Source organism: Streptomyces sp. NPDC046308 (assembly GCF_055588065.1).
In genome coordinates, this window is sequence record NZ_JBVJFB010000002.1 from 679,786 (window position 1) to 698,496 (window position 18,711).

Here is an 18,711-nt window from a genome sequence, read left to right on the forward strand (position 1 = left end):
GGTACGGGACCGGACGCGGAACACGCGGAACACGCGGAGAGGGACACGGAGGCGGCAGCGGAAACGGAGGCACAGTCGGTGGAGGCGGGTTCGGCAGTGATGGACCGGGACGGCGTCGACCGCGCCCTGGCCAGGCTGGGCGCGGAGCACGAGGCCGTCGAGACCTCGCTGCTCGCCCTCCAGGACCACGCGGGGCGCCGGCTGCTGGAGGGCGCCGCGCTGACCGGGGTCACCAAGGACCGGTGGACGGCCGCCGACGCGGACATCACGCGGCTGTGGACGTACTTCGACGCCTACAGCGGGGCCCTGGCGGCTGCCCGGGAGGTCCGGGAGCGGCGCCGCTGGCCGAACCGCGAGGACCTGATCGAGCTGACGGAGCGGCTGCGCGGGCCGGGGGTGCTGATCGCGGGGGCGGCGGCGGAGGGTGTCGCGCTGGCGGAGCGGCTCTCGCTCGCGGAGCTGGTGGCGCGGATGAACGATCTGTACGCGCGTTCGCTGGACGTGGTGGTCGCCGCGGACGCGGTGTGGTCGGCGCTCCCCGCCCGGATCGACCTGCTGGCCGCGGAGCTGCACCGCACGCGCTCGCTGGCCCACTCGGTGGGGGTGCGGCCGGGCGAGCACCCGGCGGGCGACGACCTGGAGGACATCACGGCCGAGCTGGTGGAGCTGCGGGCGCAGGTGATCGCCGACCCGCTGGCGTTCTGGCTGCCGGCGGCGGGGAGTTCGGCGCCGGGCGGCGGCCGTCCGGACACCGCGCGCTACGACCGGGCGGCGCTCGCGCTGGAGGACGTACGCCGGGAGGTCGAGGCGGTGCTGGACGTGCGGCAGGACGCCGAGCAGCGGCTGATCAGCCTGCGGGACGTGCTCTCGCGGGCGGACCGGACGCTGGCGGAGGCGCGGACGGCGCGCGGTGAGGTGCTGGCGAAGATCGCCGCGTCCGAGGTGCCGGCGGTGAGCGGGCCGCCGACGGTGCTGCAGGAGCAGCTGGCGGCGGCGGCCGAGCACCGGCGTCAGTCGCGCTGGCACCGGCTCTCGCCGCTGCTGGAGTCCCTGGAGGTGCGGGCCGAGGAAGAACTGCGACGGGCCCGTGAGTCGTTGACGGCTGTGACGGCGCCCCTGGCGGTGCGGGCCGAGCTGCGGGGGCGGCTCGACGCGTACAAGGCGAAGGTGGCCCGCCACGGGATGGCGGAGGATCCGCTGCTGGTCGAGCGGTACGACGCGGCCCGCCGGATGCTGTGGAGCGCGCCCTGCGATCTGCGGGCGGCGGAGCAGGCCGTCCTGCGTTATCAGCAGGCGGCGGCGGAGTCGCTGGTGCCGCAGCAGGCGAGGCGCGAAGATCATCGACCCGAGCAGGTCCGGCCCGAGGGGCCGGGGAAGGAGGACGCATGAGTCTGGTCGGAACCGCGTGCGTTCGCCCCGACTGCCCGGGGACGTACGAGGACATGGGCGGCGGCGAGCTGTACTGCGACACGTGCGGGCTGGCGCCGATCGGCTCGGTCGCGGCGGGGGCGGACGACCTGGTGTCGCCCCCGACGGGGATGACGAGCGCGGCCCGGGGTTCACCGGGATCCGACGGGTCCCGTGGGTCTCGTGGGTCGATGGGGTCCCAGGGCTCGCACGGTTCGCACGGCTCGGCGCGGTCCTCGGCCTCGGCCCGCTCCTCCCGGTCCTCGTCCTCCCGTCGCTCGGTGTCGGGGCGGCTGTCGCGGTCCCTGTCGGGGACGGCGTCCACCCGGTCGGTGTCGGTGCGCAGTTCGGGCTCGGCGGCGTCCTCGGGGCGCAGCCGGCTGGGAGCGGGGCTGGTCAACGTTCCGGAGGTGCCGCGTCCTGATCCTTCGGCGGCAGTCCTGGAGAACCCGGAGGTGCCGGAGCGCAAGCGGTTCTGCTCGCGCTCGGACTGCGGGGCCCCGGTGGGCCGCTCCCGCGGGGACCGGCCGGGCCGGACGGAAGGGTTCTGCACGAAGTGCGGGCACCCGTACTCCTTCGTGCCCAAGCTGAACCCGGGCGATGTGGTGCGCGGCCAGTACGAGGTGGCGGGCTGCCTCGCGCACGGCGGTCTCGGCTGGGTGTATCTGGCGGTGGACCGGGCGGTCGCGGACCGGTGGGTGGTCCTGAAGGGCCTGCTCGACACGGGCGACCAGGACGCGATGGAGGCGGCGATATCGGAGCGGCGCTTCCTCGCGGAGATCGAGCACTCGAACATCGTGCGGATCTACAACTTCGTGGAGCACCTGGACCAGCGGACCGGTTCGCTGGACGGGTACATCGTCATGGAGTACGTCGGCGGCAAGTCGCTGAAGGAGATCGCGAACGAGCGGCGGCGGCCGGACGGGCGGCGCGATCCGCTGCCGGTGGAACAGGCGTGCGCGTACGGGATCGAGGCGCTGGAGGCGCTGGGCCACCTGCACAGCAGGAACCTCCTGTACTGCGACTTCAAGGTCGACAACGCGATCCAGCAGCAGGACCAGCTGAAGCTGATCGACATGGGCGCGGTGCGCCGGATGGACGACGAGGAGTCGGCCATCTACGGCACGGTGGGCTACCAGGCTCCGGAGGTCGCGGAGCTGGGCCCGTCGGTGGCCTCCGACCTCTACACGGTGGCGCGGACGCTGGCGGTCCTGACCTTCGACTTCCAGGGCTACACCAACGTGTTCGCGGATTCGCTGCCGGACCCGGAGCACATCGAGGTGTTCAGACGGTACGAGTCCTTCTACCGGCTGCTCGTCCGGGCGACCGACCCCGACCCGGGTCGGCGGTTCTCCTCCGCGCAGGAGATGGCGGACCAGCTGACGGGCGTGCTGCGCGAGGTGGTGGCGCTCCAGACGGGCCGGCCGCGGCCTCAGCTGTCGACCCTCTTCGGCCCGGAGCTGCGCGTTCCGGACACGCAGCTGTTCGCGGACGCCCCGGGCACGGTCGTGTCCCGGCTGGGCGGGCGGCCGCTCGCCTCCCGGCGGGGTGGCGGGCTGCTCGGGATCCTCGGCCGCCGCCCGGCCCGTCCCGCGGGAGCGCACGCGCCGGGCGGCGCGGCCCTCCCCGCCGGGGCGCGGGGCCACGAGCTCCCCGACGGCACGCGGCCGGGCGCGACGCCCCTGCCCGGGGCGGCGCCCGCCGGTACCTCCGGCCCGTGGGGACCGTCGCACGGCGGGACGGCCGTGCCCGCGGGCAGCCGGGCCGCTCTGCCCGGCACCCCGCCGGGGGGAGTCTCCCCGCCCGCGGGCGTGACCCCGTACGGCTCGGGTGCCCTCCCGGCCGGCCCCTGGGGGCAGCCGCACGCCGGCGGCCCGGCCGGTACGGGGACGCAGGCGCCCGGAGCGGTGGGCGGCCCGGCCTCGGCGTCGTCCGCCGGGGGCGCCGGCCCGTGGGCGGGCGCACCCTTCGGCGGGACGCCCGGGTCCGGGACGCCCGCGTCCGGGCCGGCCGGGGCTCCGGTCCCCGCGCTCGGGACCACCGCCACGCACGTGGCCGGGGCGGCCGTGCCGCGGGCCCGGCAGGCGCCGGACCAGGGGCCCGCAGCGGCCCCGGCGTCCCCGGCCGCTCCCATCGCGGCCGCGGCCCCGGCGGGAGCGACCACCCTGGACGCCCGCGACACGGCGCTGGCGTTGCCGGTGCCGCTGGTGGACGCGGGCGATCCGAACGCCGGTTTCCTGACGGGTCTGCTGGCCTCCGCGCCGGGTGACCTGCTGGGCGCGCTGGCGGCGGCGCCCGCCGACTCGGCCGAGCTGCGGCTGCGCGAGCTGCGGGCCCGGCTGGAGCTGGGCGAGCTGTCGTCGGCCGGGCGCACCCTGGCGGAGCTGGAGGCCGGGCATCCGGACGACTGGCGGGTGGTGTGGGCCCGCGGCATCGCCTCGCTGGCCACCGGTGACAACGAGATCGCGGCGCTGTCCTTCGACGCGATCTACGACGCCTTCCCGGGCGAGCCCGCGCCGAAGCTGGCCCTCGGGCTGTGCGCGGAGGTGCTGGGGCAGCTGGACAACGCCGCCGAGTACTACCGGCTCGTGTGGATCACCGACCCGGGGTTCGTGAGCGCGGCCTTCGGGCTGGCCCGGGTCCAGCTGGCCGCCGGTGACCGGGAAGGAGCCGTGCGGACGCTGGAGTCCGTACCGGAGGCGTCCATCCACTACACCGCCGCCCGGGTGGCGGCGGTACGCGCACGTCTGCACGACCGGTCCCCGCAGGAGCCGCTGTTGGCCGATCTGGCGGCGGCAGCCGACCAGGTGGAGGCCCTGCGGCGGTTCGGGCTGGATCCGGAGCGGCAGGAGCGGCTCGCGACGGAGGTTCTGGGCTCGGCCCTGGACTGGGTACTGTCGGGAAGCCGGGGTTCCGACCCCGGCCGGACCTCGCTGCTCGGCAGTCAACTGGACGAGCGGGGCCTGCGCTTCGGACTGGAGCGCTCGTACCGCGTCCTCGCACGGCTTGCGCGGCGTGGCGAGGAGAGGATCGAACTGGTGGAGCGGGCAAACCGTTTCCGTCCCCGGACGTGGGTGTGAGTGATGTCGATGCATCGGCTGTCGGGCTGCCCCAGCTGCGCGGAACCCCTGGAGGAGGGTGACCGTTTCTGCGGCGTCTGCGGCTACGCCGTGACCTCCCCTCCCCCGGCTGCGTCCGCGGACCAGCCGACCTTGCCCATCCCACCGGCCCCGCCGACCGCCCCCGCGGGCGGCTACGGGACCCCGGCGCCCGGCGCGCACCACGACGGCGCCGCCGAACCGGCGCCCGGCTGGGGCAGCGTGGCCGCGGCCGCGCCGACGCTCGTCGACGAGCCGGCCGGCTGGAGCGCCGCGACGGCGGAGCCCGGGCTCCTGCCGCACCCGGGCCCGGCCGGGGCCGCGTACGGGAGCCCGGGCCACCAGGGCACGTACGGCCCCGGCACGCCCCCGGAGGGGACCGCGTGGGGATCGGGCGACGGCCCGTACGCCCCCGGGCCCGCCCAGGAGCAGGGGCACGTCGGCTCGCCCCGCGGCAGCGCCGCGGACGGACCAGAGACCCGCCACGACCGGCCCGGCGGCGGCCCCGGCACGCCCCCGGAGACGCCCTGGGGGTCGGGCGAGGCCCCGTACGAGACAGCCCCCTACGAGGCGGCGCCCTACGAAAGCGCCTCCCCGCCGGGTGCGGCGGCCGGCGGCAGGACCTGCGTGGCCTGCCGGGCCGGGCACGTGGACACCGACGGGTACTGCGAGCACTGCGGGCACGCCCAGCCCCGGGAGCGGGACCACCTCGAAGAGGAGCTCGGGAGCGTCGCCGCCGTCAGTGACCGGGGGCTGCGCCACCACCGCAACGAGGACTCCTTCGCCGTGGCGGCCACCGCCCTGCCCGACGGGTCCGCCGCCACCGTGGCCATCGTCTGCGACGGCGTCTCCTCCGCGAGCCGCCCCGACGAGGCCTCGGCCGCCGCGGCCGGCGCCGCCAACGAGGCGCTGCTGGAGGCGCTGCCGCGCGGCGCCCATCCGCAGGAGGCCATGCACGAGGCGATCCTGGCCGCCGCCGCCGCGGTGAACGCCCTGGCCCCGCAGACCCCGGGCGCGCAGAACGCGCCCGCCTGCACCCTGGTGGGCGCGGTCGTCAGCGGCGGTCTGCTGACCATCGGCTGGGTGGGCGACAGCCGTGCGTACTGGGTGCCCGACGACCGTGCCGCGCTGCCCCGCCGGCTCACCGAGGACGACTCGTGGGCGGCGCAGATGGTCGCCGCCGGTCTGATGGGCGAGGCCGAGGCCTACGCGGACGTCCGCGCGCACGCCATCACCGGCTGGCTGGGGGCCGACGCGTACGACCTCGAACCGCACACCGCGACCTTCAAGCCCGACCACCCCGGGGTGGTGGTGGTCTGCACCGACGGACTGTGGAACTACGCGGAGTCCGCACGGGAGATGGCCCAGGTGCTGCCCGCCGACGCCGCGACCCGCCCGCTGCACAGCGCGCAGGTCCTGGTGGGGCACGCCCTCGACGGCGGCGGCCACGACAACGTCACCGTGGCCGTGGTGCCGTTCGCGACGCACCCCGAGCAGCAACCGGGACCCGATGCGGAGCCGGGCCCGGCAGCACGACCGGAACCGGAAGCGGAAGCGCGCCCGCAGGTCTGACCCGCCTGCCCGAGCCCCCCAGGAGTCCCACCGATGGCGAATTTCGCCAAGCCGAGCGCCCCGCGCTTCACCGTGGAGGTGTACCAGAACGAGTTCCTCCCCGAGGGCGGGCGGGACGTCCACGCCATCGTCACGGTCACCGCCACCGGTGGCGCCGCGGCCACCCGGGCGGCGGCCGCCGACGGCACGGCCGCCGTCGTGATCATGGTCGACTGCTCGGGGTCCATGGAGTACCCGCCGGAGAAGATGCGGGGCGCCCGCGAGGCCACGGCGGCGGCCGTCGACACCCTGCGCGACGGCACCGCCTTCGCCGTGATCGCCGGTACGCACGTGGCCAAGGAGGTCTACCCGGGCCAGGGCCGCCTCGCCATCGCCGACCCGACGACCCGGGCCCAGGCCAAGGAGGCCCTGCGCGGGCTCAGCTCCGGCGGCGGCACCGCCATCGGCACCTGGCTGCGGCTCGCCGACGGCCTGCTGCGCGGCTCGACGGCCGTCATCCGGCACGGCATCCTGCTCACCGACGGCCGCAACGAGCACGAGGAGCCGGCCGTGCTCCGGGCCACCCTCGACGCCTGCGCGGGCCGCTTCACCTGCGACGCCCGCGGGGTGGGCACCGACTGGGAGGTCAAGGAGGTCACGGGCATCGCGAGCGCGCTGCTCGGCTCCGCCGACATCGTCGCCGACCCGGCGCACCTGACCGAGGACTTCACGCGCATGATGGAGAACGTCATGGGCAAGGAGGTCGCGGACGTCGCCCTGCGCCTGTGGACCCCGGTCGGTGCGGAGATCCAGTACGTGAAGCAGGTCGCGCCCGCCGTGCAGGACCTGACCGAGCGCCGCGTCGCGGCGGGCCCGCGCGCCGGCGACTACCCGACCGGCTCGTGGGGCGACGAGTCCCGCGAGTACCACGTGTGCGTGCGCGTCCCGGGGGCGGCCGTCGGCCAGGAGATGCTCGCCGCCCGCGCGACGCTCGTTCTGCCGGGAGCGGCGGGCGGGTCCGAGACCGTGCTCGCCCAGGGCCTGGTGCGCGCGGTGTGGACGACCGATCTGGCCGCGTCCACCGCCATCAGCCCGCAGGTCGCCCACTACACCGGACAGGCGGAGCTGGCGCAGGCTATTCAACAGGGCCTGGAAGCCCGCAAACTGGGGGATGTCGATGGGGCCACGGCCAAACTGGGACGCGCCGTACAACTGGCGAGCGCCTCCGGGAACGCCGACACAGCCAAGCTCCTGGCGAAGGTGGTGGATGTCGTGGACGCCGTGGCGGGTACTGTGCGGCTGAAAGCCAGGGTCGCCGATGCCGACGAGATGACTCTCGAAACGCGATCGACGCAGACCGTCCGAGTGAAGAAATCCTGAGACCTGACGTGCAGACGCAGGGAGATGAAGGGGGAAGCGCCGCCATGCCGACCTGCCCGAACGGGCACCAGTCCGCCTCCGACGACTGGTGCGAGGTCTGCGGCCACCGCATGGGTGCCCCGGAGGGGCCTCCCCCGGTGCCCTCCTACGGCTACGGTTTCCCCCCGACCGCCGGTGAGCCGACCGCCCAGGCCGAGCTCTGCCCCCAGTGCCGGACCCCGCGGGAGGCCATGGCCCCGTTCTGCGAGGAGTGCCGGTACAACTTCCTGACCCGTTCGGCGACCTCGTACGCGCCGCCGGCGCCGGACGCGGGCCCGCAGCCGACGGGTGCGGGCGTCGGCCCCGGTTCGGCCGCCGGTCCGGGTCCCGGTCCCGGTCCCGGTGGTACGCCTCCGCCGCCCGTGCCCGCTCCCGGGAACTACTCCCAGGACCACTTCGAGTACCAGGGCTCGCGGCCGTCCCGGGTCAACCGGCCGGCCGAGCCCCTCCAGCGCGAGGACGACTGGCTGCTGCCGCCGCCCGCGCACGAGCAGCCGCGGGAGTACCAGCAGCCCGCGCAGCCCCAGTACCAGCAGCAGCCCCCGCCGCCGCCGCAGCGGGAGTACCAGCAGGAGTACCAGCAGCAGGCCCCGCCGCAGCAGCAGTACCAGCAGCAGCCTCCGCCCCAGCAGCACCAGTCGTTCCCGCCGCAGGGCGGCGCCTGGTCCGCCACGGTCGGCCCCGACCGCTCGTACTTCATGGCCATGATGCAGCGCAGCGGTCCCGAGGCGGCCGGGCTCAACCTGCCCGCCTACTCCCCGGAGCAGCACCTTCCGCTCTCCGGCGGCCAGATCACGATCGGCCGCCGCCGCGCCTCCACGGGCGAGTCCCCCGACATCGACCTGTCGGTGCCCCCGGAGGACCCGGGCGTCTCCCACCAGCACGCGGTCCTCGTGCAGCAGCCCGACCTCAGCTGGGCGGTGGTGGACCAGAACTCCACCAACGGCACCACCATCAACGGCGGCGAGGAGCCGATCCAGCCGTACGTCCCGGTCCCGCTCGCCGACGGCGACCGCGTCCACGTGGGCGCCTGGACCACGATCACGATCCGCCGCGGCTGATCACGCCTCCCCCAGGGGCCACACGTAGGGCCCCTGGGGATCGTCGAGCCAGGACCACTGGCCCTCCGGGCCCACCGAGACGCCGAAGCGCTCGCGGGCCGGACGGCCCTCGCTGCGCCACAGGTCCAGGGCCTCGCGGGGGTGCAGTACGCCCGCGGTCAGCACCAGCATGAACTGCAACCGCTCGTTCTCCACCAGCTCGTACGGGAGCCCGTACGCCGTCCCGCCCGGCTCGGGCGGCGGCGAGGCGGTGGCTCCGCGCAGCGGGACGAAGTACGCCGAGGTGTGCAGGAAGCGGCCCTCCGCGAAATCGGCGTCCCGCACCGTGAGGGCGATCAGCCCGGTCGACAGCGGGGCCAGGATCCGCGCGCCCGGCCGGCACTGGCCGAGCCAGGCGTGCGGGATCAGCGGCAGCGTGCAGGTCACCATGATCCGGTCGAAGGGGGCCCGGGCGGGGCAGCCGCGCGCGCCGTCCCCGGTGACCACGGCCGGGTGGTAGCCGAGCCGGGCCAGGTGCGCCCGCGCGGAGTCGGTGATCTCCTCGTCCAGGTCCACGGTGGTGACGTGCTCGTCGCCGAGCCGGTGGCAGAGCAGGGCCGCGTTGTAGCCGGTGCCCGCGCCGATCTCCAGGACGTCGTCGCCGTCGCGCACGTCGAGGGCGTGCAGCATCTTCGCCATCAGGGAGGGCTGGCTGCTGGAGGAGACCAGCCGGCCGTCGCGCAGCCGGGTCGCCAGCGGGGTGTCGACGTAGACTCCGCGCAGCCAGCGGGCCCGGCGTTCGGGGTCGGGGTCCTCGGCCCAGAGCCGCTCATGGCCGGCGCCGCGGCCGGTCCAGAAGTAGGGGACGAAGACGTGCCGGGGCACGGCGGCGAACGCCGCCCGCCAGAGCGGGTCCTCCAGCACCCCGGCGGCGGTCAGCTCCCGCACCTGGGCGGCGTGCGCGGTCTCACGCAGATCGCGCGTCCCGGTGCGTGCGGTGTGTGCGCCCATGCCTCCACTGTCCTGCGCACGGCCTTCGCGTGCGAACGCGCGGCCGCTGCCGGCCGCCGTCGAAGAGTCCTAGGACCCCGGTCCTCCGTCCGGGTGTCTGAGACGATGGTCGGGTGAATGAGATTCCGCGGGGCACGGTCCAGGAGCAGACCTTTTACGAGCAGGTGGGCGGCGAGGACACCTTCCGCCGCCTCGTCCGGCGCTTCTACGAGGGGGTCGCGGAGGACCCGCTGCTGCGCCCGATGTACCCGGAGGAGGACCTGGGCCCCGCCGAGGAACGGTTCACGCTGTTCCTGATGCAGTACTGGGGCGGGCCGACCACCTACAGCCAGCACCGCGGGCACCCGCGCCTGCGGATGCGGCACGCGCCGTTCCGGGTGGACGCGGCGGCGCACGACGCCTGGCTGAGGCACATGCGGGTCGCGGTGGACGAGCTGGGCCTGGCGCCGGAGCACGAGGCGCAGCTGTGGAAGTACCTGACGTACGCCGCCGCGTCGATGATCAACACGGCGGGCTAGGGCCTGGCCCCCGGCCGGGCCGCGGGGCCGGCGGTCAGAGCGGGCGGACCTGCAGGGCGCCCAGGCCGCCCATGGCGCCGGGGCGGCGGGTGGCGACGGAGCCGTACGGGGTGCGCAGTCGCAGCCAGCTCCCGGCGGCGAGCAGCGCGACGGCGTCGGCGGCTTCGGCGGCGGGCACGGGGGCCGCGGAGGCGGGCACGGCGGCCCGGACCGGCCGCAGGAAGCCCAGGGACTGCGCGGCGTGGACGACGCGCAGCGGGAGTTCGGTGTCGCCCAGGGTGCGGGACCAGATCTCGCGGCCGATCCGGTCGCGCTCGGACCGGGTCCGGTGCTGCGCGGGCAGGGCCTCGTCGCGGGCGCGGAACTCGGCGACGGCGGCCGCCACGGCCGCGCCCATCTCCCGGGGGCCGGGCAGCCCCGGCAGCTGCCGCCAGCCGCCGCGGGGCGGGAGCACCCCGGTCCAGGGCGGTCCGGTGACCGGCCCGGGCACGGTGGCCGCGGCCGAGGCCTCGTCCACGGACTCCAGGAGCTCGCCGGCGGACACGGTCAGGTCGAGCGGGGTGGCGACGGGCACGGCGAGCCGCACCGTCCGGATGGCCAGGACCTCGAAGGTCGGCGGCCGTCCGAAGACGCCGAGCGCACCGCCGCCCTCCCCCACAGCCTTCGGCGTGGGAGGGGCCCCCAGGAGGCGGACGGCGGCGGCGCGGTCGTAGTGCACCAGCCGGCCCAGGAAGGCGGCGAGGTCCGCCGCCTCCCCGGAGTCGGCGAAGCGCAGCTGCTCGTTCATGCCGCGAGGCGTCCTTCCCGGCGGGCGCCGGAAGCGGAGGCGGACGCGGAGGAAGAAGCGGAAGCGGACGCACCCGCCGACGCGGCCACGGGCTCGTCGAGGTACTCCTCCAGGAAGCGCCTCTCCTCGGCCGTGATGCGGCGGGGCCGCCCCGCGGCGAGGTCGTAGGGCACGACCACGGTCTCGGCGCGCACGTAGACCGTCTCGGGCGCGTCCTCGGTCGCCTCGTCCTTGACCTCGTAGCGGATGGTCAGGGACGCGGCGCCGATCCGGGTCACCCAGGACTCGATGAGGACCGGCTCGTGACGGTGCACGAGGGGCAGCTTGTAGTCGATCTCGTGACGGGCCACGACGGAGCCGCCCGTGAAGGATTCGCTGCCCTCCCCCGGCGCGAGGCGGAACATGAAGTCGATCCGCGCCTCCTCCAGGTAACGGAGGAAGACGACGTTGTTGACGTGCCCGAAGGCATCCATGTCCGCCCAGCGCAGGGGGCACCGGTAGTGGTGTCTGGCCATGACGGCTACCTCAGCCTCGGGTGAGCTTCTTGTAGGTGGCACGGTGCGGGCGGGTGGCGTCCACGCCGAGACGCTCGACCTTGTTCTTCTCGTACGACTCGAAGTTGCCCTCGAACCAGTACCACTTGGACTCGCCCTCGTACGCCAGGATGTGCGTGGCGACCCGGTCGAGGAACCAGCGGTCGTGGGAGATGACCACGGCGGCACCGGGGAACTCGAGCAGGGCGTTCTCCAGGGAGGAGAGCGTCTCGACGTCGAGGTCGTTGGTGGGCTCGTCGAGGAGCAGCAGGTTGCCGCCCTCCTTGAGCGTCAGCGCCAGGTTGAGGCGGTTGCGCTCACCACCGGAGAGGACGCCGGCCGGCTTCTGCTGGTCCGGGCCCTTGAAGCCGAAGGCGCTGACGTACGCGCGGGACGGCATCTCGACCTGGCCCACGTTGATGTAGTCCAGCTCGTCCGACACGACCGCCCAGAGGGTCTTCTTGGGGTCGATGTTGGCGCGGCTCTGGTCGACGTACGAGATCTTGACGGTCTCGCCGATCTTGACGGAGCCGGAGTCCGGCGCCTCCAGACCCTGGATCATCTTGAAGAGCGTGGTCTTGCCGGCGCCGTTCGGACCGATGATGCCGACGATGCCGTTGCGCGGCAGCGTGAAGGACAGGTCGTCGATGAGGACCTTGTCACCGAACGCCTTGGAGAGGTTGTTGACCTCGACCACGATCGAGCCCAGACGCGGGCCCGGCGGGATCTGGATCTCCTCGAAGTCCAGCTTCCGCATCTTGTCCGCCTCGGCGGCCATCTCCTCGTAGCGGGCGAGACGCGCCTTGGACTTGGTCTGGCGGCCCTTGGCGTTGGAGCGGACCCACTCCAGCTCTTCCTTGAGGCGCTTCTGGCGCTTCTCGTCCTTGCGGCCCTCGACCTTGAGGCGGGTGGCCTTCTTCTCCAGGTACGTGGAGTAGTTGCCCTCGTAGGGGTGGGCGCGGCCGCGGTCGAGCTCGAGGATCCACTCGGCGACGTTGTTCAGGAAGTAGCGGTCGTGGGTGACGGCGACGACGGCACCCTTGTACTGCGAAAGGTGCTGCTCCAGCCAGTTCACCGACTCGGCGTCGAGGTGGTTGGTGGGCTCGTCGAGGAGGAGCAGGTCCGGGGCCTCGATCAGCAGCTTGCACAGCGCGACGCGGCGCTTCTCGCCACCGGAGAGGTTGGTGACGGGCCAGTCGCCGGGCGGGCAGCCCAGCGCGTCCATGGCCTGCTCCAGCTGGGCGTCGAGGTCCCAGGCGTTGGAGTGGTCCAGGTCGTCCTGGAGCTTGCCCATCTCGTCCATGAGGGCGTCGGTGTACTCGACGCCCATCAGCTCGGCGACCTCGTTGAAGCGCTTGAGCTTCGCCATGGTCTCGGCCGCGCCGTCCTGGACGTTCTCCAGGACGGTCTTGGACTCGTCGAGCTTGGGCTCCTGCATGAGGATGCCGACGGTGAAGCCGGGCGACAGGAAGGCGTCGCCGTTGGACGGCTGCTCCAGGCCCGCCATGATCTTCAGAACGGTGGACTTACCGGCACCGTTCGGGCCGACCACACCGATCTTCGCCCCGGGCAGGAAGTTCAGGGTGACGTCATCAAGAATCACCTTGTCGCCGTGCGCCTTGCGCGTCTTGCGCATGGTGTAGATGAACTCAGCCAAGAGAAACCGTCCGGCAGATCGATGGTGGGCAGATACACCCCATCTTGCCAGGCGTCCATACCCCGGGGGAAACGCGTATGGTTCCGGCGCCCTGATCTGCGCACCGGGACGAGGGAGACGTGACGGTCGTGGCCGTCGTTGGTCGTCTTTGGCCCTCCTCGGGCCCCCTCCGCCGGCCCGGGGACGGCCCGGGGGACGGCCCGGCGGCAGTCCCTCGCGGTCCCGTTCTCGCAGGTGACGGGCGTGGCGGCCACCTCCGGGGAATCCGCTTGCCCGGCAGGGCCACGTGCGGGCCGGCCCACATCCCGCTCGTTTCCGCGGTCGGGCTCGCCCTCGCCCCGTCACCGCTGCCCCGGCCGCGAGGACCCGGGGCGGGGTCAGCGGGGGCGGTAGACCGTGAGGGCTTCCGTGAGTTCGTCGAGGACCAGGGCCGTGGGGGCTTCGGCGTATTCGCCGTCGTAGGCGAAGGGGGTGCCCGGGGGGATGTCGCCGATGCGAAGGCTGCGCAGGCGGGTGGCGGTGTGGACCGGGGAGCGGCTGAGGGGGCCCGCGAGGGCGGCGGCGAGGAGGCGGGGGCCGGGGCGGCCGCCGCCGTAGACGATCCGGAGGTCGAGCAGGCCCTCGGCGAGGCTGTCACGGCGGCGGGGAGTAGGGCCGGTGCCGTGGTAGGTGCCGTTGCCCGCGAAGAGCAGCCACACGCTGCGGGGCCGCCCGGCGAGCCGCAGCCGTACGGGCCGCTGGGCGCGCAGTACCCGCCAGGCCGCCAGGAGCGCGGCGGGGCCGCCGCCGATGCGCGGGCCCCAGCGCAGCCGGTGGCCCAGCAGCTCCGGGTAGGCGCCGATGCTGAAGTTGTTCAGGAAGTATCCGGGCTCCGCCGCCGGGCCTTCCCCGGGGCCGGGGGAGAAGCGGCCCACGCCGACGCGGACGGCGTGCCCGTCGGCCACGGCGCGGCAGGTGTCGTCGGTGCCGACGAGGCCGAGGTCCATCGCGAAGTGGTTGAGCGTGCCGCCGGGGAACACGGCCAGCGGTACCCCGGCGCGCAGGGCGGCGGTGGCGGCCGCGTTGATCGTGCCGTCGCCGCCGCAGACCCCGAGCACGGCGGCCCGCCCGGCCGCCTCCGTCAGGGCGGGGACCAGCTCCTCGCCCGTGCACTCGATCACCTCGGCTTTGGGGAGCCGGGTGCGCAGCAGGTCGAGCCCCGCCTCGGCGGCCGTTCCCGACGCGGTGTTGACCACCACGGTCAGCCCGGCCCCGTCGGGCAGCGCGGGCGCCCCGGCGGCCGCCCGTTCGTCGCCCGGCACCACCCGCGCCTCCTGGACGTCCCGCGCGAGGCGGCGTACGACTCCGGCCGCGGCCACCCCCAGCGCCGCGCCCACGAGCACGTCGGAGGGGTAGTGCACCCCGGTGTAGACGCGGGAGAACGCCACCGACGCGGCCACGGGGGCCAGCGCTGCCGCCAAGCCCGGGGACTCCAGCGCCAGCCCCGCGGTGAAGGCGAACGCCGACGCCGCGTGCCCGGACGGGAAGGAGGTGGTCTGCGGCTGCGTCGCCAGCTGCCGCACGGCGGGCACCCCGTCGAGCAGCGGGCGCGGCCGGCGTACGGACCACTTGCCGAGGGTGTTGATGGTCGCGGAGGCCAGTGCGAGCGAGGCGACCGCGCGCCCGGCGGCCTTGCGGCCCTTGGCCGAGCCGAAGACGGCGATCGCGGCGGCGGCCCCGCCCCACAGCACGCCGTGGTTCGCGGCCCGCCCGAGCCGGGGCAGCACCCGGTCCGCCCCGGGCCAGTGCCGGCGGGCCACCACGTCGAACAACTGCCGGTCCCATCGGGCGACGGCGCCCCGCAAGGTCAGTTCCTGATCAGCCATTTCCTGCCCATACCCGGGGCGGGAGATCCGAATCCGCCCCGGCGGCCACCCGGCCCAGCGGCCCCGACATGCCCTGCGGGCACCCTTCCGGGCCCGCGACGGGCTACGCCCCGTCCTCCTCGTCCAGCGGGCGCTTGCGCAGCAGCAGGACCACCAGACCGCCCAGGACCACCAGGCCCACCGCCAGGGAGGCGATGACCGGGGTGGCCGCCGAGCTGCCGCTCGTCGCCAGCCGCTCCTCGTCCGGGGAGGTCGTCGGCACGGCCGCCGACGGCGCGCCCAGCGCCACCGCGTCCGAGCCGGAGGCGGTGCCGGCCTCGGCCACCGGGGCCGGCGGCCACAGCGCCGTGGCCGTGGCGGCGGCCGCGGACTCGCTGGAGCCCGCCACGATCTGAGCCTGCGCGGGCACCTCACCGGTGAAGACCCGCCCGACGGGCACCTTGGTCGCGCCGTGGACGGTGACCGAGGCCGTGCCGTCGGGGGTGCCCGCGGGCACCTCGAAGTACAACCGGCTCCCGTTGACGGCGGTGTCCACGGGCGCCCCTTCGGCGTCCACCACCCGCACCCCCATCGCGACGGCCGCCGCGTCCGGGACGACCGACACGCTCCGCGCCCCGGTCCGCACGGTCACCGGGCCGAGCCGGGTGCCGACCGGTCCCGACACGTCGCCGGGGTCCAGCCCCAGCGAGGCCGGCGGCTCCGGCAGCTGCCCGGCCGCCCGCTGGAGGTAGTCGGCCAGCTTCTCCGCCGCCGGATCGGCGGCCTCGACCTGCACCCCGTCCGCCAGCCGCCAGATCGCCACCTGGGTGCCGGCCGCCGCGCTCTCCGCAGTGAGCGCCCCGGCACCGGCCGCCTTGGCGAGCCCCGCCAGGTCGTTCAGCTGCGGGTAGGAGTGCTCCAGGACCCAGCGGATCCGGCCCGCCTCCCGGTTGCCGGCGAGCGGGCTGCCGGCCCAGCCGCTCTCGGTGTAACGGGACTGCGGCTGGGCGTTGCCCGCCACGCCGACCCCGTACGTCTGGAGCATCCCGCCGCCGTCGACCCGCATCTCGTAGAGCCCGGCCGGGATCTGCCGGACCGACCCGTCCCCGGAGCGCAGGACCGCCTGCCCGTACGTCTTCAGTCCGTCCAGCACGGCGCTCGCGCCCTCCGGTGCCCGGGGCGCCACCGGGTCGGAGGCGGCGGCGGCCCGGGCGGCGGGTGCGGCGGCGAGGGCCGCGGCCAGCAGGGCCACCGCCAGCGGCCGGCGCGCGGAGCCCCGTAGCGCGGCGGGAGGTTCGAGAGGAGCGGGCACGGCTGCGGAGTGAGGCGCGGAGCCGGCTTCGGCGCGCGGCGCGGCGCCTGCGGCGGGTTCAGGAGCGGAGGATGCGGGAACGGCAATCGACACAGTCTTCCCCTTCGGGCCAAAGACCCAGGTGCCCGTGAGTACCGGGGAATCCTAACCGTCTCGAACACTCAGACCACCGCCGCCTTCTGAGTGGCCATCAGTGGAGTATCCGTTCGCACCACGCGCCGGAAGGCCGCCGTGCCGCGGTTCAGGTCGTGCCCGATGGCGGTCGCGTCGATCTCCGCGGACACCCACCGCTTGCCGTCGGTGTCGGGCGGGTCCTCCCGCACGCGCAGCCGCCCGTGCACGACCAGTGGTTCGCCGACCGATACGGAACCGGCGAGGTTGACGGCGAGCACCCGCCGCGCCCACACGGTGTAGAAGCTGGTGGCCCCGTCCGTCCAGGCCTCCTTGCGCCGGTCGAAGTACCTCGGCGTCACCGCGAAGCGGAAGCGCGCCGACGGACCGTTCACCGTCTCCTTGTAGTCGACCTGCGTGGCCACGCAGCCCACCAGCGTCACCTGGGTGTCGTTCATCCCGGCCGCCCTCCCCCGTCGTCCGTGCCCGTGCGGTCCATCCGTACGAGCTACGAGCCATGCTGGGGCAGGCCGCCGATCCCCGCTCCGGCCTGTGGATTACTGGCGGGTTGTGGACAACCTGCTCCCCCCTGCGGCGACGGTGGCGTACTGCTCGCGCACCTCCCGGTAGCGCAGCAGTTCCGCCGCCACCGGTTCCAGCACCCGGGCCCGCCCGCATCCGGCCGCCGCCTGCCGCAGCCTGCGCTCCGCGTCCTGCCCGTACCGGCGCGCCGGGCCCCGGGCGGCGATCGAGCAGGCCCATTCGACGAGGGGCCCGCCGATGATGCCCGCCACCATCAGCAGCACCGGCGGCAGCAGCTTCGGCTCCAGGACCCCGACGATCTGCCCGACCAGCCACAGCCCGCCGTAGATCTGCACGAGCGTCATCGCCGCCTGGCCCAGCACGGCGGCCGGCCACCACGTGGGCCGCGGCGGTTTGGCGGTGGGCACCGCGACCGCCGCCCCGAGCGTCACCGCGATCTCGTCGAGCGCCTCCGGGAGCCCGTCGGCGCCGCGCACGGCGGTCTCGCGGACCGCCTGCGCCCACGGTTCGGGCAGGCCGGTCACCGCCTCGTCGGCAACCGCCCGTACGGCCTGTTCCACCCGCTGACGTGCGGTCACCTCCGCCTCGACCGGCGCCTGCGCGACCGTCTGGCCGCGGCTGCCGATCGCCGCGAGCGCGGCCAGGCCCGCCAGGGAGCGCGGGGCGCGCCGGCTCTCGTACCACCGCCACAGCCGCAGCCAGGGCGTCCCGCAGGCCTTGCCCGCGTTGCGCCGCCAGGCGCGCTCGGCGGCGAGTCCGGCCGCGTACGCCCCGACCGCCTCGGCGAGGCGGTCCTCGAACTCGGCGCGCGCCGCCTCGCCGATCTCCGGCCCCGAGTGCCCGTCGGCGACGTAGAGCGGTCGCAGGCGCACGGCCGCGCGGTCGACGTCGGCGGAGATCCGCCGGGTGGCGGCGCCCCTCTCCTGGGTGAACTGTCCGAGGAGTTCGCGCAGTTCCCCCACGCCCTCCCCGGTCAGTGCGGAGAGCCCGAGGACCGTGGCGCCGGGCTCGCCGTGCTCGCCGAGCGCGATGCCGTCGTCGTCGAGGAGCCGGCGCAGGTCGTCCAGTACGAGGTCGGCCGCCTCGCCGGGCAGCCGGTCCACCTGGTTCAGCACGACGAAGGTCACCTCCGCGTGCCCGGCCAGCGGCCGCAGGTACCGCTCGTGCAGGACGGCGTCCGCGTACTTCTCCGGGTCCACCACCCACACCACGGCGTCGACCAGCGCCAGGACGCGGTCGACGTGGTCCCGGTGCGCGCCGACCGCCGAGTCCAGGTCGGGCAGGTCGACGAGGACCATGCCGCGCAGTGCCTCCGCCTCCGGGGTCTCGCGGGGGCGGCGGCGCAGCCGTCCCGGGATCTCCAGGCGGTCCAGCAGTCCGGCGGCCCCGTCCGACCAGCTGCACGCGATGGGCGCCGCGGTCGTCGGGCGGCGCAGACCGGTCTCGGAGATCTGCACCCCGGCGAGTGAATTGAAGAGTGTGGACTTGCCGCTTCCGGTGGCTCCGGCGATGGCGACGACCGTGTGCTGCGGGGAGAGTCCGCGGCGCGCGGCCGCCTCGTCGAGGACCCGCCCGGCCTCGGCGAGGGTCTTGCCGTCGAGCCTGGTGCGCGACAGCCCGACGAGCTGGCGCAGCGCGTCGAGGCGCAGCCGCAGGGCCTGTGCCTCGGGGCTGAGCGGGGGCGCGGGCGACTTGCCGCCGTCGCTGCCGGCGCCGGAGACGGCGCGTACGAGCGCGTCGTCGCCGATGTCGTCCTCTTCGGACCCGTCGGCTCCGTCGGCCCCGCCCTCCTCGATCCCGCCGGCGGCCCGGGGGCGCGAGCGCGCGATGAGTCCGTCGTCCCAGCGGTCGTCGGTGCGGTCGGTCAGGGCGGTCACCGC

Annotated in this window: 14 protein-coding genes; 6 read left to right on the plus strand and 8 right to left on the minus strand. The window is 75.1% G+C overall.

Annotation, left to right across the window (positions count from 1 at the left end):
• Positions 1-99: 99 nt before the first annotated feature.
• The 5 genes from ACZ6JT_RS10520 to ACZ6JT_RS10540 all read left to right on the plus strand — a co-directional run bounded on the left by ACZ6JT_RS10520 (position 100) and on the right by ACZ6JT_RS10540 (position 8,536).
• Positions 100-1,389 carry a coiled-coil domain-containing protein gene (locus ACZ6JT_RS10520; protein WP_469209624.1) on the plus strand — a complete coding sequence of 430 codons (1,290 nt, stop codon included), beginning with the start codon at positions 100-102 and terminating at the stop codon, positions 1,387-1,389.
• Positions 1,386-4,487 (plus strand): tetratricopeptide repeat protein, encoded by a 3,102-nt coding sequence (locus ACZ6JT_RS10525; protein WP_469209062.1) that lies wholly within the window; start codon positions 1,386-1,388, stop codon positions 4,485-4,487. The genes ACZ6JT_RS10520 and ACZ6JT_RS10525 overlap by 4 nt, the downstream gene beginning before the upstream one ends.
• A gap of 132 nt (positions 4,488-4,619) precedes the next feature.
• Positions 4,620-6,077 carry a PP2C family protein-serine/threonine phosphatase gene (locus ACZ6JT_RS10530; protein ID WP_469209063.1) on the plus strand — a complete coding sequence of 486 codons (1,458 nt, stop codon included), beginning with the start codon at positions 4,620-4,622 and terminating at the stop codon, positions 6,075-6,077.
• 33 nt (positions 6,078-6,110) lie between these two features.
• Complete coding sequence (locus ACZ6JT_RS10535) at positions 6,111-7,436, plus strand: VWA domain-containing protein (protein ID WP_469209064.1); 1,326 nt, start codon at positions 6,111-6,113, stop codon at positions 7,434-7,436.
• A gap of 44 nt (positions 7,437-7,480) precedes the next feature.
• Positions 7,481-8,536, plus strand: a complete 1,056-nt coding sequence (locus ACZ6JT_RS10540; protein ID WP_469209065.1) for an FHA domain-containing protein — start codon at positions 7,481-7,483, stop codon at positions 8,534-8,536.
• Here ACZ6JT_RS10540 and ACZ6JT_RS10545 read toward each other — a convergent pair whose 3' ends face one another.
• Positions 8,537-9,526 carry a methyltransferase domain-containing protein gene (locus ACZ6JT_RS10545; protein ID WP_469209066.1) on the minus strand — a complete coding sequence of 330 codons (990 nt, stop codon included), beginning with the start codon at positions 9,524-9,526 and terminating at the stop codon, positions 8,537-8,539.
• Between the two features lie 113 nt (positions 9,527-9,639).
• Between ACZ6JT_RS10545 and ACZ6JT_RS10550 the strand changes: the two genes are divergently transcribed.
• On the plus strand, positions 9,640-10,044 hold the full coding sequence (locus ACZ6JT_RS10550; RefSeq protein ID WP_469209067.1) for a globin: 405 nt from the start codon (positions 9,640-9,642) through the stop codon (positions 10,042-10,044).
• A gap of 34 nt (positions 10,045-10,078) precedes the next feature.
• Here the strand turns inward: ACZ6JT_RS10550 and ACZ6JT_RS10555 are convergent, their stop codons facing one another.
• The 7 genes from ACZ6JT_RS10555 to ACZ6JT_RS10585 all read right to left on the minus strand — a co-directional run bounded on the left by ACZ6JT_RS10555 (position 10,079) and on the right by ACZ6JT_RS10585 (position 18,708).
• Complete coding sequence (locus tag ACZ6JT_RS10555; protein WP_469209068.1) at positions 10,079-10,831, minus strand: DUF8010 domain-containing protein; 753 nt, start codon at positions 10,829-10,831, stop codon at positions 10,079-10,081.
• On the minus strand, positions 10,828-11,346 hold the full coding sequence (locus ACZ6JT_RS10560) for an acyl-CoA thioesterase (RefSeq protein WP_385814567.1): 519 nt from the start codon (positions 11,344-11,346) through the stop codon (positions 10,828-10,830). Before ACZ6JT_RS10560 ends, ACZ6JT_RS10555 begins: the two co-directional genes overlap by 4 nt.
• Positions 11,347-11,356: 10 nt before the next feature.
• The gene (ettA, locus tag ACZ6JT_RS10565) at positions 11,357-13,021 is read right to left on the minus strand and encodes an energy-dependent translational throttle protein EttA (protein WP_469209069.1); all 1,665 of its coding nucleotides are present in this window, start codon (positions 13,019-13,021) and stop codon (positions 11,357-11,359) included.
• 377 nt (positions 13,022-13,398) lie between these two features.
• Entirely contained in the window at positions 13,399-14,886 is a 1,488-nt protein-coding gene (locus tag ACZ6JT_RS10570; protein ID WP_469209070.1) for a phosphatase PAP2 family protein, read from the minus strand.
• Between the two features lie 103 nt (positions 14,887-14,989).
• Positions 14,990-16,177: a thioester domain-containing protein gene (locus ACZ6JT_RS10575; RefSeq protein WP_469209071.1), complete on the minus strand. Its 1,188-nt coding sequence runs from the start codon at positions 16,175-16,177 to the stop codon at positions 14,990-14,992.
• 161 nt (positions 16,178-16,338) lie between these two features.
• Complete coding sequence (locus ACZ6JT_RS10580; RefSeq protein WP_376616236.1) at positions 16,339-16,746, minus strand: single-stranded DNA-binding protein; 408 nt, start codon at positions 16,744-16,746, stop codon at positions 16,339-16,341.
• Positions 16,747-16,845: 99 nt separating this feature from the next.
• Positions 16,846-18,708 (minus strand): GTPase, encoded by a 1,863-nt coding sequence (locus tag ACZ6JT_RS10585; protein WP_469209072.1) that lies wholly within the window; start codon positions 18,706-18,708, stop codon positions 16,846-16,848.
• Between the last annotated feature and the right edge of the window lie 3 nt (positions 18,709-18,711).

Excerpts from the sequence above, each read along its gene's own strand:
- ACZ6JT_RS10540 (WP_469209065.1), top strand. The coding sequence starts at position 7,481 with ATGCCGACCTGCCCGAACGGGCACCAGTCCGCCTCCGACGACTGGTGC.
- ACZ6JT_RS10555 (WP_469209068.1), bottom strand. The coding sequence starts at position 10,831 with ATGAACGAGCAGCTGCGCTTCGCCGACTCCGGGGAGGCGGCGGACCTC.
- ACZ6JT_RS10560 (WP_385814567.1), bottom strand. The coding sequence starts at position 11,346 with ATGGCCAGACACCACTACCGGTGCCCCCTGCGCTGGGCGGACATGGAT.
- ACZ6JT_RS10520 (WP_469209624.1), top strand. The coding sequence starts at position 100 with ATGGACCGGGACGGCGTCGACCGCGCCCTGGCCAGGCTGGGCGCGGAG.
- ACZ6JT_RS10525 (WP_469209062.1), top strand. The coding sequence starts at position 1,386 with ATGAGTCTGGTCGGAACCGCGTGCGTTCGCCCCGACTGCCCGGGGACG.
- ACZ6JT_RS10580 (WP_376616236.1), bottom strand. The coding sequence starts at position 16,746 with ATGAACGACACCCAGGTGACGCTGGTGGGCTGCGTGGCCACGCAGGTC.
- ACZ6JT_RS10545 (WP_469209066.1), bottom strand. The coding sequence starts at position 9,526 with ATGGGCGCACACACCGCACGCACCGGGACGCGCGATCTGCGTGAGACC.
- ACZ6JT_RS10570 (WP_469209070.1), bottom strand. The coding sequence starts at position 14,886 with ATGGCTGATCAGGAACTGACCTTGCGGGGCGCCGTCGCCCGATGGGAC.
- ACZ6JT_RS10535 (WP_469209064.1), top strand. The coding sequence starts at position 6,111 with ATGGCGAATTTCGCCAAGCCGAGCGCCCCGCGCTTCACCGTGGAGGTG.